The organism is Nonomuraea insulae (assembly GCF_042656245.1).
The window spans coordinates 219898-233277 of the sequence record NZ_JBHSPA010000011.1 but is presented as its reverse complement, the minus strand read 5'-3'; the positions used below and the strand labels follow the sequence as shown (position 1 = coordinate 233277).

General features: G+C 71.9%; 10 protein-coding genes. 2 read left to right on the top strand and 8 right to left on the bottom strand.

The window, feature by feature from the left end; translation table 11 throughout:
- Positions 1–142: 142 nt before the first annotated feature.
- Positions 143–1588: a PepSY-associated TM helix domain-containing protein gene (locus ACFPZ3_RS08485; RefSeq protein ID WP_379513412.1), complete on the top strand. Its 1446-nt coding sequence runs from the start codon at positions 143–145 to the stop codon at positions 1586–1588.
- A gap of 104 nt (positions 1589–1692) precedes the next feature.
- On the opposite strand, the gene ACFPZ3_RS08480 is transcribed toward ACFPZ3_RS08485, so the two are convergent.
- From ACFPZ3_RS08480 to ACFPZ3_RS08445, 8 genes are all read right to left on the bottom strand, one after another.
- A complete protein-coding gene (locus tag ACFPZ3_RS08480; RefSeq protein ID WP_379513411.1) occupies positions 1693–4467 on the bottom strand; it encodes a DUF5682 family protein in 2775 nt (924 codons plus the stop codon).
- A complete protein-coding gene (locus ACFPZ3_RS08475) occupies positions 4464–5579 on the bottom strand; it encodes an ATP-binding protein (protein ID WP_379513410.1) in 1116 nt (371 codons plus the stop codon). The genes ACFPZ3_RS08480 and ACFPZ3_RS08475 overlap by 4 nt, the downstream gene beginning before the upstream one ends.
- A gap of 12 nt (positions 5580–5591) precedes the next feature.
- Complete coding sequence (locus ACFPZ3_RS08470; protein WP_379513409.1) at positions 5592–6953, bottom strand: vWA domain-containing protein; 1362 nt, start codon at positions 6951–6953, stop codon at positions 5592–5594.
- A complete protein-coding gene (locus tag ACFPZ3_RS08465) occupies positions 6950–8335 on the bottom strand; it encodes a hypothetical protein (protein ID WP_379513408.1) in 1386 nt (461 codons plus the stop codon). The genes ACFPZ3_RS08470 and ACFPZ3_RS08465 overlap by 4 nt, the downstream gene beginning before the upstream one ends.
- Before the next feature lie 93 nt (positions 8336–8428).
- Positions 8429–8920, bottom strand: a complete 492-nt coding sequence (locus ACFPZ3_RS08460; protein ID WP_379513407.1) for a hypothetical protein — start codon at positions 8918–8920, stop codon at positions 8429–8431.
- Between the two features lie 123 nt (positions 8921–9043).
- Complete coding sequence (locus ACFPZ3_RS08455) at positions 9044–10552, bottom strand: sugar ABC transporter ATP-binding protein (protein WP_379513406.1); 1509 nt, start codon at positions 10550–10552, stop codon at positions 9044–9046.
- 11 nt (positions 10553–10563) lie between these two features.
- The gene (locus tag ACFPZ3_RS08450) at positions 10564–11643 is read right to left on the bottom strand and encodes a sugar ABC transporter substrate-binding protein (protein WP_379513405.1); all 1080 of its coding nucleotides are present in this window, start codon (positions 11641–11643) and stop codon (positions 10564–10566) included.
- Between the two features lie 28 nt (positions 11644–11671).
- Positions 11672–12658 carry an ABC transporter permease gene (locus ACFPZ3_RS08445; RefSeq protein WP_379513404.1) on the bottom strand — a complete coding sequence of 329 codons (987 nt, stop codon included), beginning with the start codon at positions 12656–12658 and terminating at the stop codon, positions 11672–11674.
- A 69-nt stretch (positions 12659–12727) separates the two neighbouring features.
- Here ACFPZ3_RS08445 and ACFPZ3_RS08440 point away from each other — a divergent pair, with 69 nt between their 5' ends.
- The gene (locus ACFPZ3_RS08440; protein ID WP_379513403.1) at positions 12728–13369 is read left to right on the top strand and encodes a GntR family transcriptional regulator; all 642 of its coding nucleotides are present in this window, start codon (positions 12728–12730) and stop codon (positions 13367–13369) included.
- The last annotated feature ends 11 nt before the right edge of the window (positions 13370–13380 follow it).

Below are 13380 nucleotides of genomic sequence, written 5' to 3'. Positions count from 1 at the left end.
GATGTCCCGGCCGCTGGGGACCGATCTCTCCTGCCTCGCGTGATTCGTGACATGCGCGCATTCCCCCGCATGCCACGCGCCCTCCCCTGCCCGCATTCAGCGCGCCCCGTCGTGCGTGCGCGCTTCCGGAACGGAGCCCCCCATGACCTCTGTCGAAACGCGGCCGGAAGCCCCGGTCGTCGTCACCCCTGCGGCACCTTCCTCGTCCCAGCGTTACCGGGTCGTATGGCGCTGGCACTTCTACGCCGGCCTCTTCGTCGCCCCCGTCCTGCTCGTCCTAGCCGTCACCGGCTCCATCTACCTGTTCAAGGAGCCCTTCGAGCAGTGGCGTTACCAGGACGTCCGCACGCTCAGCCAGCCCGTCACCACGGCGCTGCCCCTGTCGGAGCAGATCGCCGCCGCTCAGCAGGCCCGCCCGGGCGCGCCCGTCATGTCCGTCATTCCGCCCACCTCCTCCGACCGCACCACCCGGGTCATCCTCCAGGGCGCCGACTCCGGCCCCTGGGCGCAGGGCATCTCCGTGTACGTGAACCCGGGCACGGCGGCCGTGGTCGGCCAGATCGACGACGGCGCCACGTTCATGCGCGTCGTGCGTACGATCCACGGCGAACTCATGGCCGGCACGATCGGCGATCGCGTCGTGGAGATCGCCGCCTGCTGGGCGCTGATCCTGGTCGCGACCGGCACGTACCTGTGGTGGAGCAGCCGCGGGCGGAACAGGAAGGCGGCCCGTTCTGCCAGGGGACGGTTGCGGCGGCTGCACACCCTGACCGGGGTCGGCGGAGGCGCGGTGGTGGTGTTCCTGGTCATCTCCGGCCTGCCGTGGTCGGGCGTGTGGGGCGACGGGCTGCAGCGGATCCAGGACCGTACCGGCTCGACCACCCCCAGCGCCGACGACTTCCCGCACACCTCCACGCCCCTGTCCGGCGACCTGTCCGCCAACCCGGACGCCAAGGTCCCGTGGGCGGCGGAACGACTGCCCGTGCCGCCCTCGCAGGACGGCCACGCGGAGCACGGCGCCTCCCACGGTGTGCTGCAGCCCGGCGCCCTGCCCGTCGAGAACGCCCTGGCCGCCGCCTGGCCCGCGATCAGATCGTGCCTGCCCGGCGAATGCGACCTCAAGGTGCTGCTGCCCGACGGTCCTCAGGGCGTCTACACGATCGTGGCCGAGCCGCGCCGCGACCCGTCGGACGCGCAGACGTTGCACGTGGACCAGTACAGCGGGCGGGTGCTGGTCTCGTACGGCTGGGCGGAGTACGGCGTGCTCGCCAAGGCCGTCGAGCAGGGCGTCGCGCTGCACGAGGGCCGCCGGTACGGCACCGCCAACCTGCTCGTGATGCTGGGCGCCTGCCTGACCATCGTCACGCTGGTGGTCACCGGCACCTGGATGTGGTGGAAGCGCCGCCCCAGGGGCCGCGCCGGCGCCCCCGCCCGAGCCACGGACCGGCGCACGGCGTACGGGGTGATGGGGATCATGGCGGCGCTGGGGCTGCTGTTCCCGCTGGCGGGCGTGACGATGGCGGTGGTCCTGCTGGTGGACTGGCTCGCCCTGCGCCGGATCCCGGCGCTCAGGCGGGTGTTCGGCTGACTCAAGGGGCTGTGAGGGCCCAGGTTCTGTCATGACGTACTGGCACGCTCACGCCGGTCAGAGGCGTGCCCGAACCTTCAGGGCGCGCCTCTGACCGGCGGAGGTCAGGTCAGCAGCCCCGCCACCGCCAGCGCCGGCTCCGGGTGTGCGGCCAGCAACGCGCCGACCTCGCGCGACCCGCCACCGGCGGCGGCGGACGGCGTGCTCCACTCCCCTGAGCACCCGAGGAGCCCCGCCACCGCGTCGCACGCGGCCGGATTCCCCCTGAGCAGCTCGGCCACCGGCCCCGACGCCATCGGAGCGGACGCGGCGGGAGCGGGCTTGGGCCGGGCGGTCCACGGCGGCACCCAGGCGTCCACGGCCGTCAACGAGCCGGGGAACGTACGCCCCGCCTCGCGTACGAGCACCGGCACCAGCTCCCCGGCCCCGTCCCGCAACGTGACGATCAGCTTGGGCAACCACGGCAACAACACGTTGTCGGGAAGCCGCCCGAACGCCTTCGAGATCACCTCCACCACGAACCCCGACAGCCCGGGAGCAAGCTCCATGGCCTGGACGAACCCGGTGATGTACTGCGGAACCGACGGAACGACCAGCGGGTTCGCCAGCAGCTCGTCGCACCGCGTCCGCAACGAGGCCAGCGGCAACAACCCGAGCTGGTGGCGGGCCGCCCAGAGCAGCGCCACCTTGGCGGGAGCCTCCGGATGCGACTGCCGCACCGCGAGTTCGAGCTGGGCCCGGTCGCACCCGAGCGCCAGCGCCAGGCTCTCCATCGTGAACAGGAAACCCAGCATGGCGGCCACCTGCCGCACACCGGTCTCGTCGTCCACGAAGGCGGTCGGCAACATCGTGCAGTAGTGCGCGTACCCGGCGATCACGAACGCCTCGCACCAGGCGGGCAGCTCGGGCTCGTTCGCCCGGTAGTACGCCAGCAGCCGCCGGATCCTGCGCAGCACCTCAGGCGCGTCGTCCACGGTGCGCTCGGCGGCGAGCAGCTCCACCGCCCGCGCCCCGAGCTCGTCGGCGAAGCGCCGGCTGTCCAGGAACAACACCGCGTCCTCGACCGCCGCCAGCGCGATGGCCGCCGTGGCCTTGGGGTCCCAGACCGAGCGCCGCAGCCGCTGCTCCAGCACCTGCTCGATGGTGACGCCTTCGTAGCCGAGCTCGATGATCGAGCGCTGGTGCTTGCCGAACGACAGGTCCCAGCTCTCCTGGATCGAGCGCTCCCCCAGCCTGCGCTCGCCCATGATGGGGCGTACCGCGTCGGAGGGCAGCAGGTAGCGCAGCATCCACAGCAGGTCGGAGCAGGGCACCAGGCCGGGCTCGGCGTTGAGGTCGAGCAGCGCCCGCTGGATCGTACGTTTCTCCAGGTCGAGCCCGAGCGGCGCGAGCCGGTCGTAGACGTTCCTGGCCAGCGGCGGCATGGCGTCGTAGCCGACCTCCCCGAGGCGGTCGCCGCCGAGCAGGATCTCGCACAACCGCCGCACGTCGCGCCGTCCCGGCACGATGTCCTTCTCGATGCACGTGACGGCCGCGTCCTGGAAGTCGTACGGGGTGGGCCTGGCCCGGTTGCGCATGCCCGCCAGCAGGATCGAGGTCTCGTAGACCGCGATCGCGTCGGCGGTGCTGGCCAGGTAGCCGTTGCGGCGGGCCAGCCGGACGATGTCCACCGACCAGCCGACCAGCTCGGCCTCGTCGAGGGCGTCCAGCGCGGGCGGGCTGGACAGGAACCCGGTCAGCTTGTCGGCCACCTCGCCCCTGAGCGCGGACGCGGGGGCGGGCGGCTTGGCCGGGCGCTTGCGGGCGCCCTTCTGGCCGGCGAGCTGGAACGGGGTCAGCCGGCTGCGGGTGAGCGCCTTGGCCCAGGTGGCCGCCGCGATCGACACCGAGCCGGAGGCCAGCCCGAACTGCGCCTCGATGGCCGAGTGGCTGGACGGGATGAGCCCGTACAGCCACTTCGTCTCCGTGCGCGGGCTGATCTCCCAGGTGGCCGTGGACCTCAGGCCGAACTGCTCGACGCGGCTGGCGGCGTGGAAGGCGCCGCACACGTACAGGCAGTCGGCGGGGTCGGCGCCGGAGGTGGCCAGGTGCTCGCGCATCCGCGTCCACATGTACCGCTCGCGGTCCTCGTCCACGGCCAGCCGGTCGCCGTCGGGGCCGAGGCGGCGGAACAGGCTGCCGATCAGCACCATGACCTGGCGGTAGGTGTCGTAGTCCGCGCCGGACAGCGGCTGCTCGACGTACTGGTCCCACCACTCCGACCAGTGGCGCACCTTGCCGTGGTGCAGCAGGTGCTCCTCCAGCTCGGCGAAGCGGGGCCGCAGGTCGCCGATCTCGACGCCGACCGCGTCACCGTGGAGACCGGCTTCCTTCTCCTTGGAAGGGGGCTGCGGCTCCTCCTTGGGCGCCCACTGGAAGACGTGGTCGGACGAGCGGTCCACCAGCACCAGCTCGACGCCGGGGGTTTCGAGGGCGTAGGCGATGGCCTGGTATTCCGCCGACGCCTCCGTGATGGGCGCCACCACGCTGAGCGGCGCCCACGTCTTCGGGAACCCGTCGAGGTCGGTCGCGAACGCCTGCACCGCCACCGGCAGCCGGCAGTTGCGCAGCTCGCTCAGCAGGGGTTCCAGGTCCTCGCACAACTCCAGGTAGATGACCTTCGGCTGCTTCTCGCGCAGCCTGCGCACCATCGCCAGCGCCGAGGCGGGCGAGTGGTGGCAGACCGGGAAGATCTCCAGCTCCTCGCGCAGCGCCCGGTCCACGTCGTCCACCAGGCCCGACAGGATGCCGGACACGGCGACAGGACTGCCGGCGAACGTCTCGGCGGCGTCGAGGAGCTGCCCGCGGAGCGAGCCGAAGGGACTCTGCGGGCCGGTCATGAGAGCGTGGAGATGGCCTCGCGGCCGCCTTCGAGGAACTCAGGCCACTCCCCGCCGTCCTTCTTGCTGCGGGGCTCGACGACGCCGTGCCAGTACTTGTTGAGTATCGCCAGGTCCTCGGGAGTGCGCCGGGCCAGCGAGCCGACCAGCGACCCGGCCAGCGTCTGCGCGCGCAGCACCCGGTCGCCGAAGAAGTGGCTGTGCAGGATGGCGTCCTCCAGCACGCCGATCTGCTCGGCCGTGGACAGCGCCGACTCCAGCTTCTCGTCGTCGCTGGTGGCCGAGGCCGCCGCCGTGCGCAGGTCCGCGAAGCTCTGCAGCAGGATGTCCAGCAGCGTCGGCGGCAGGTCCAGCTCGATCTGGTGCCTGCGCAACAACTCTTCGGTACGGAAGCGGACGATCTCCGCCTCGCTCTTCTTGTTCGTCACGACCGGGATGCGGACGAAGTTGAAACGGCGCTTGAGCGCGGACGACAGGTCGTTGACGCCCCGGTCGCGGCTGTTGGCGGTGGCGATGATGGAGAAGCCGGGCTGGGCGAAGACGATGTTGTCGTCGTCGAGCTCGGGGATGGAGACGTACTTCTCCGACAGGATCGAGATGAGCGCGTCCTGGACATCGCTGGTCGAGCGGGTCAGCTCCTCGAAGCGGCCGATCACGCCGCCCTCCATCGCCGTCATGATCGGCGAGGGGATCATCGACTGGCGGGACTGGCCCTTGGCGATGACCATGGACACGTTCCAGGAGTATTTGATGTGGTCTTCGGTGGTCCCGGCGGTGCCCTGGACCACGAGCGTGGAGTTGCGGCAGATGGCCGCGGCGAGCAGCTCGGCCAGCCAGCTCTTGCCGGTGCCCGGGTCGCCGAGCAGCAGCAGGCCCCGGTCGGACGCCAGGGTCACGATGCTGCGCTCGACGAAGCTGCGGTCGCCGAACCACTTCTGCGCGATCTCCCTGTCGATCCCGTCGGCGCGCTCGGAGCCGAGGACGAACAGCCGGATCATGCGGGGGCTGAGCCGCCACGAGAAGGGCTTGGGGTCCTTGTCGATCGACTCCAGGTAGTCGAGCTCCTCCGCGTACTTCACCTCTGCGGGGGCGCGCAGCACATCGTCACTCATCTTTGCGGTCTCCTAGGTGAGGAAGTTCTTGAGCTCGAACACGAGCTTGTGGATGCGGCCCGAGATCACCGGGGTGCCCAGGTCCTTGAATTTCTTGCGGAACCACGGCTCGACGCTCTGGACTCCCGAGCTGTTGACCGAGCCGACGGGGATGAACTTGACACCCGAGCGGTAGACGGCCTCGATGCCGTCGTACAACGGCTGGGAGCGGTCGAACTCGTAGAAGTCGGAGATCCACACCATCACGGTGTTACGCGGATCGCTGATCTTCGGGCGGGCCATGGCCATCGCGACCGGCCCGTCGTTGCCGCCGCCCAGATTCGTGCGCAGCAGCACCTCGAACGGGTCGTGAATCCACGGCGTCAGGTCGATGGCCCGGGTGTCGTAGGCGATCAGGTGCACGTCCACCTTCGGCAGCCCGGCGAAGATCGAGGCCAGGATGGTGCAGTTGACCATGGAGTCCACCATCGAGCCCGACTGGTCGACGACCACGATCAGGCGGGCGGGGGTGGTGCGGTGGGCCGTCTGCTTGTAGTAGAGCCGGTCCACGTAGAGCCGCTGGTCCTCGGGGCTCCAGTTGGTGAGGTTCTTCCAGATCGTGCGCTCGATGTCGAGGTTGCGGAAGACCCGCTTCGGCGGCACCGACCGGTCGATGACGCCCACGCTGGTCTTCTCCACCTGGGTACGCAGCACCTCGGCGACCTCGTCCACATATCTGCGGATCAGCGCCTTGGCGTTGGCCAGCGCGACGCCCGAGAGGTTCGACTTGTCGCGCAGGAGCTGCTCGATCAGCGACATGCTCGGCGTGAGCTGCTTGGCCAGGGCCGGGTCGGCGAGCACCTCGCGCAGGCGCATGCGCTTGACGAGGTCGCCCTCCAGGCCCCCGAGCACCTTGGCCAGCTCCTCGCCGTCGGGGCTGTGGCGCAGCCCGCCCGGGGCGCAGCCCATGCCGCGCTCGAACCAGCCCGCGTCCTGCTTCCAGCTCTCCAGCTGGGCCGCGGTGACGTTGCCCGTGCCGGTGGAGAACACGTTGAGCAGCAGCTTGGAGACGAGCGCCGCCCGGCGCACCTCGTCGCCCGCCTCGTGCTCCTTGTCGGACATCAGGTCCTGGAACTCGGCCGCCAGCTCGGGGAAGCGCTGCACCAGGTTGTCCACGGACACGCCGGGGTCGAGCAGCGCGGGCGGCAGGCCGAGGTCGCCCACGATGCCGACGCTGGAGTTCTCCAGCGCGGGCTGCTCGTCGGGCCCGAACAGCCGCGACAGCAGCCGCCAGTAGAGCACCTGCCGCCGGGACTCATCGGCGCTCTGCCGAATCTGGTCGCCGCTCGACTCAGGCTGCGCACCGCTCTGCGGGGTTTGCGTTGTCTCGGTCATTTCCGCAGCAGCCGTCCCGCCCGCTCGCGCAGCACGGCGACCACGTCGCCGGACTTGGCCTCGGCCTTGACCACCTTGGGATCGGTGGGCCCCGTCGCCCAGTCGCCGTTGTGCGCGGCGACGGGACTCTTCTTGACCGTCGCCTGCACGGCCAGCGGCTGCAGCCACCAGCGCCCGCCGTCCCACCGCACCAGCCCGACGCAGGACGTCGATGCCTTGACCAGGGCCGGGGTGAGCGGCCCGCAGGACGGCAGCCGGTCGAGGTCGATCTCCAGGGTGTTGCCTCCCAGGTCGATCGTCCGGCCGTCGGTCTTGTAGCCCTCGACGAGGACGGGCTCGGCGATGCGCACCGGGTGCCGGTCGAGCGGCGTCACCGCCGGCGCCGTCGCCGCTGCGAGCTGGATCCGCGCGACGGCGAACGGGTCGGCCTCGTCGCCCGCCTGGGCCCTGTCGTCGTGCCACACCAGGTCACCGCCGGGCAGCAGCGGCAGATCCGTGATCTCCACACTCCGGTGCTCGGCCAGCGCGGCCAGCAGCACGGGGTGTGCGCCGAGCAGCCGCCACAGGGTCGGGCCGACGATGGTGTCCACCTTGGCGGCGGCCACGCTCGTGCGTACGAGCCGGGCGGGCGCGCCTCCCGCGGGTTCCAGGACGGCGTGGACCTGCACGCGTACGACGGTGGCGTGCTCATGCACGTCGGCGCCCAGGATCAGCAGCCGCCCCGACACCGGCTCCGCGCCGCCGTGCCAGGGCCCGTGCTGGGCCAGCAGGAGGGCACGCGTCCACAGGTCGGCCCACCTGCGGGCGGGCAGGTGTTCCATCGTGGCGATCGGGCACGACGCCCGCAGCTCCGTCGCCAGCCCGTCGAGCAGCACCGCCAGGCCGCGCAGCTCGGGCACGGCCAGCAGCGCCTCGATCGTCTGGTCGGCGGCGGACACCAGGTCGTGGTCCACGCCGTGCCAGCCGACGATGGCCAGCTCGCGCAACCACACCCGGCAACCGTCGAGCAGGTTGCCCGCCACCTCGCTCGTGCTCTCCGCGGGCTCCCAGGCGGCACGCGTGCGGCCGAGAGCCGTGTCGAGCCGGCCGAGCAGGGCGTCGTGCACCGCGCCGAACAGCGCGGCCCTGGCCCCCGCCAGCGCCGCCAGATGCTCGTCGCCGACCGACCCCGCCGTCACCTTCTCCACGGCCTCGCTCACCCGGTCACCGACGGGACTGCCCGCCAGCGCGCCCGCCACGGCGGCCAGCGCCGCGGCCGGCTCCTCACCGATCCGCGCGAACCCCTGGCTGAGCGCGTCGTCGAACCCCGCGATCAGGTCAAGCGCCTCACCCACACCGGCCGGAGCATCCCCGGCCAGCTCACTCAGCTGTACGTCGAGCATCAGCCCACCGCCTTACCGTCGCTCCGACTGGGCACGCCCGCAGCGCCAGCGCGCCCGCTGCACCGAGGCGGCTCCCCAGCCGAATCCCCGGCGTCATCGTGCCGCCCCCGTCGCCGGGAACCAGTGCAGCTCGGCCAGCGGCTCGGTGCTGTCGGCCACCTCCAGGTAGGCGAGGTGGCGCAGGAACCGGCTGAACACGACGGCCGCCGGTGTGCGCTCGACGTGCCCGTCGATGTGACTCATCAGGCTTTCGCCCTGGGGCACCTCGACCCGCAGGTAGCGGGCCACCCGGTCCAGTCCGTACTGCACGACGGCCTCGTCGGCGAGCATGCGTATGTGCTTGCACGCGTAGCCGTGCAGCGCGCCGCACGGCCGGTTGTTGTTGGTGCTGCAACTCAGCGCGTGCGTGCCGGCGGTGATCGACGAGACGTAGACCCGCTCGATGTCGGATCCGCTCGACACGACTCCTTGCAGCCGGCCGTCGGCCAGCTCGACGAAGGGCACCTTCGCCAGCTTGCGCGGCTCGACGGGTGGCACCACCCGCACCACGCTGCGCTGCTCCCACGCGGCTCTGTCCGCGTCCACGACCTCAGAACCTCCCGCCCCTGCCGGTTCGCGGGCGCGGGCGGAGATGCCCGCGGCCTCGCGACCGGCTGGTCAATGATCCGGGAACTTACCGGAGGCCACCGACATATCTGGGGCAAATGATCAAAGCGCCCGGTCGTCGTCGTTCACGGCCTCCAGCACGGCGTGCGGCGTGAGGTCCGTACCGTCCAGCACGGCCGTGATCCGGCCCTTCCTGATCACGATCACGCGGTGGCAGATCCCGGCCAGCTCCTTGGGGTCGCTGGAGGCCAGGAGCTGTACGGCGCCCGCCTCGGCCAGCTCCCGCATGAGGGCGTAGATCTCGGCCTTGGCCCCGATGTCGATGCCCCTGGTCGGGTCGTCCATCAGCAGCACGGACGGGCGCGCGGCCAGCCACTTGGCGAACACCACCTTCTGCTGGTTGCCGCCGGAGAGCTGGTCCACGGCCTGATCCAGGGACGACATCCGCACGCCGACCCGTTCGGCCAGCCCGCGCGCGAACTCGCGCAGCCTGGTCGCCGTCAGCCAGGCGCCGTGCCTGGTCAGGCCGACGGCGTCCACCTGGACGATGTTCTCCCAGACGGGTTTGTCCGCGGTGATCCCGACGCCGCGGCGGTCGCCGGAGATGAGCCCGACGCCTGCCTTCACGGCCGCGCGGACGCCCGGGGCGGGGCGGAGGCCGCCGGGCAGCTCGATCCGGCCGGAGGAGGGGGTGAGCGCGCCCGCGACGACGCGCAGGAGATCGGTGTGCCCCGACCCGACCAGCCCGGCGACCCCGAGGATCTCACCGGGGGCCGCCTCCAGACTGACCTCACGCAACCGCCCCGGCACCTCGACGGAGACCAGCCGCAGCCCACCCCCGCCGAGAGGCGGAGACGCGGCCACGCCGCCGGGCACGGACGCCGGGGCGCGGTCGCCGAGCATGGCCGTCACCAGCGAAGACAGGTCGAGGCCGGCCGCGTCGGCGCCGCTCATGACCACGGCCCCGTCCCGCAGCACCGTCACCTCGTCGCAGCGGGCCAGCACGTCCTCCAGCACGTGCGACACGTACACCACGGCGGTCCCGCGCTCCCGCAACCGCCCGATGATCTCGTGCAGCCGCTCCACCTCCGCCGGCTGCAGCGCCGAGGTGGGCTCGTCCAGGATGAGCACCCGTGGCTGCTCCACCAGCGCCCGCGCGATCTCCACGAGCTGCCGCTCCCCCAGCGGCAGGGCCGCGACGAGCGTGTCGGGGGACACCCGCAGTCCCAGCTCCGCCAGCACCGGCTCCGCGCGCGAGCGCATGGCGGCCCGGTCCACGACGGGCCCCCTGCGCGGCAGCCGGTGGGCGAAGACGTTGGCCAGCACGTCCAGGTCGGGGAACAGGTTCAGCTCCTGGGAGACGACGGTGACCCGCTGCATGACCGCCTCGGCCGTACTGCCGAAGCGCACCGCCCGCCCGCCGAGCAGCAGGTCGCCGCGGTCGGGCGGCACCGCGCCCGCCAGGATCTTCACCAGCGTGGACTTGCCTGCGCCGTTCTCTCCCAGCAGGGCGTGCACCGCCCCCTCGCGAAAGGCGACGTCCACGCCGGCCAGCGCCCGCACCCCGCCGTACGACTTCGCCAGGCCACGGCCCGCCAGCACCACCGTCATCGATCCTCCGCTCAGGACAGGGGCTTCATCCGGCCCTGGACGTCTGCGAACTGCTCGTCGATCAGCTTCTTGTACCAGGCCGCCCTGGCCTCGGGCCCCTTCTGGCGGGCGATGACCTCATCCACGTTGTCCTCGGTGACCATGGCGGCCCCGCTGTCCCAGAAGCCCTTGGGGATCTCCCGCTTGCCGAGGGCGCGTTCGATGAGCAGGCGGGTGGCGACGTACCCCTTGAGCCAGTGTTGCGGGTCCGCCACGCCGACGGACTGGCCGCTCTTGATGGCGGCGAGCCCGGCGTCGTTGAGGTCGAAGGCGGCACAGAGCCAGGAGGCGCTCGTCTCCTGCTTGATCTTGGGCAGGTTGAACGCCGCGGGATCCCCGGCGTCCAGGAACGCCAGCGCCCCGGAGTGCGCCCGTACGAGCCCGCTCCACGCCTTGTAGTTGTCGTCCGGCGCCTGCTTGGAGTCGAAGGGCCCCAGCACCTCCAGGCCGGGGTTCTTGGCCAGGAGCCGCTCCTTCATGCCCTTCAGCCGTGCTTCGAGCACCGGGAGGCCGGGGGTGGGCACGCCGAGCACGATCGTGCCCTTCTTCCCGGCGGGCAGCCGGGTGAGCACGGCGTCGGCCAGCATCGCGCCCGCGGCCGGGTTGTCGTTGCTCACCAGGGTGGTCACGCCGGAGTCCTTGGCGAGCGGCACGTCGGCCGCCACGACGGGCACGCCCTTGGCGATCGCGTCGGCGGCCGGGCGGGTGAACAGCTCGGGGTTGAGCGTCATGACGCTGACACCGTCCTTGGCCGTGGCGACCACCTGCTGGAACAGCCCCACCTCCGCCTGCCCGTCGGGACCGGGCGGCGCGACGACCTGCACGTCCGCGCCCAGCTCCTGGCCGGCGTACTTGGCGCCCTCCATCATCTCCTGGGAGAAGTTGAGGTTGGCCGCCGCGCCGACGAAGGCCACGTGGACGTCCTTGGCCGCGCGCCCGCTCGCGGGCGGCCCTGAGGGTGCGGCGGCGGGGGCGCCGTCACCGGTGCTGCAGGCGACGGCGAGTGTGAGGAGGGCGAGGGCGGCGGCCGTGTGCCGGGAGCGGCTGGTCATGGGGGGCTCCGTTCCGTGGAAGGGGTTTTCAGAGGGGAGGCCGGACGTCGGTACGCCTGCGCAGCAGGCTGGCGAGCCCGACGGCCAGCAGGATCACGGCCCCCGTCGTGAAGTCGTTCCAGTTGATGTCGATGCGGAAGTAGGCGAGTGCGGTCCTGACGACCTCCAGGAGCACGGCGCCGAGCGCCGCCCCCGTGACGCTGGCCCGGCCGCCGTACAGCGGGGTGCCGCCGATGACCGCGGCGGCGATGGCCTGCAGCTCGTACCCGGAGCCCGCGTTGGGGTCGGCGACCCCGAAGTAGCCGAGCGTGAGCGCCCCCGCGACCCCGCCCATGACGCCCGCCAGCACGAACACCTGCAGCCGCACGCGCCGGATCGGGATGCCGCTGAAGCGCGCCGCCTCCGGGTTGCTGCCGATCGAGCGGATCCGGTACCCGAACGGGGTGTTGCGCAGGGTCAGCACGAGGACGGTCACGACGATGGCCAGGGCCCAGAAGTTGACGCCGAGCCCGGCCAGCTTCCAGCCGAAGAACTTGGAGAACGGATCGCTCAGCGGCGCGCCGAGGACCTGCCTGCCCTCGCTCAGCCGGTGCGTGAGCCCGCGGTAGGTGGACAGGGTGGCCAGCGTGGCCACGATCGAGGGCAGCCGAAGCAGGTCGACCAGCACCCCGTTCACCAGCCCGAGCAGCGCCCCCGCGGCGACGCAGAGCACGGCGGCCGCCCAGGGGTGCAGGCCGACGCGGATGAGCAGCGCCCCGCACAGGGCGGACAACCCCAGCACCGACCCGACGGACAGATCCAGCTCCCGCATGGCCAGCAGGTACGCCATCGCGCACGCGAGCACCCCGACCACGGCCGCCTGGTTGAGCACCTGGGAGAGCTGCCCGAACTGCAGGAACGTGGTGTCCCGCACGCCCACGACCAGCACGAGGACGACGGTGGCGACGAGCACCCCGGTGAAGTCCTGGCGCAGCGCGTCGGGCAGCGACCTCACGATCGCGGAGCGGGCCATCATGCCTCCGCTCCGGGAATTGTCCATAATATTGTCAGCGCAGACATGTCCGTACGGCGCCGGGAGGATCGCGTGACCCCAGGGTCCCCACGTGAGGAGACGCTGACCGACCGGCTCAGGTCGGCCATACTCGACGGGGACTTCGTGCCCAACCAGCGGCTCGTCGAGGCGGACGTGTGCGAGCAGTTCGGGGCCGCGCGGGCCGCCGTGCGCGAGACCTTCAAGGAGCTCGCCGGGGAGGGGCTCGTCGAGATCCTGCGGAACAAGGGGGCGCGGGTCCGGGTGATCTCGAAGGCGGAGGCCGTGGAGATCACGGAGGTGCGGATGGTGCTGGAGGGCCTGTCCGCCGCCAAGGCCGCCGAGCGGGTCACGTCCGAGCAGGCCGCGGTGCTGCGCGAGATCGTCGCCGAGATGCGGGCGGCCGTGAGCGGCAACGACACCGACCGGTATTCGGAGCTGAACGCCGCCCTGCACGCCAAGATCCGCGAGGTCGCCGGGCACCGCACGTCGGCGGCGATCATCGAACGGCTGGGGGCGCAGGTGGTGCGGCACAAGTTCCGGCTGGCCCGCCAGCCGGGACGGGCGGCGGTGTCGCTGCCGCAGCACGAGTTGATCGTGGCCGCCATCGTGGCCCGCGACCCCGAGGCGGCGCAGACGGCCATGCAGCAGCACCTGCGCAGCGTCGCCAAGGCCCTGGAGGCCACCCCCGGCTGACGCGCCCCCGC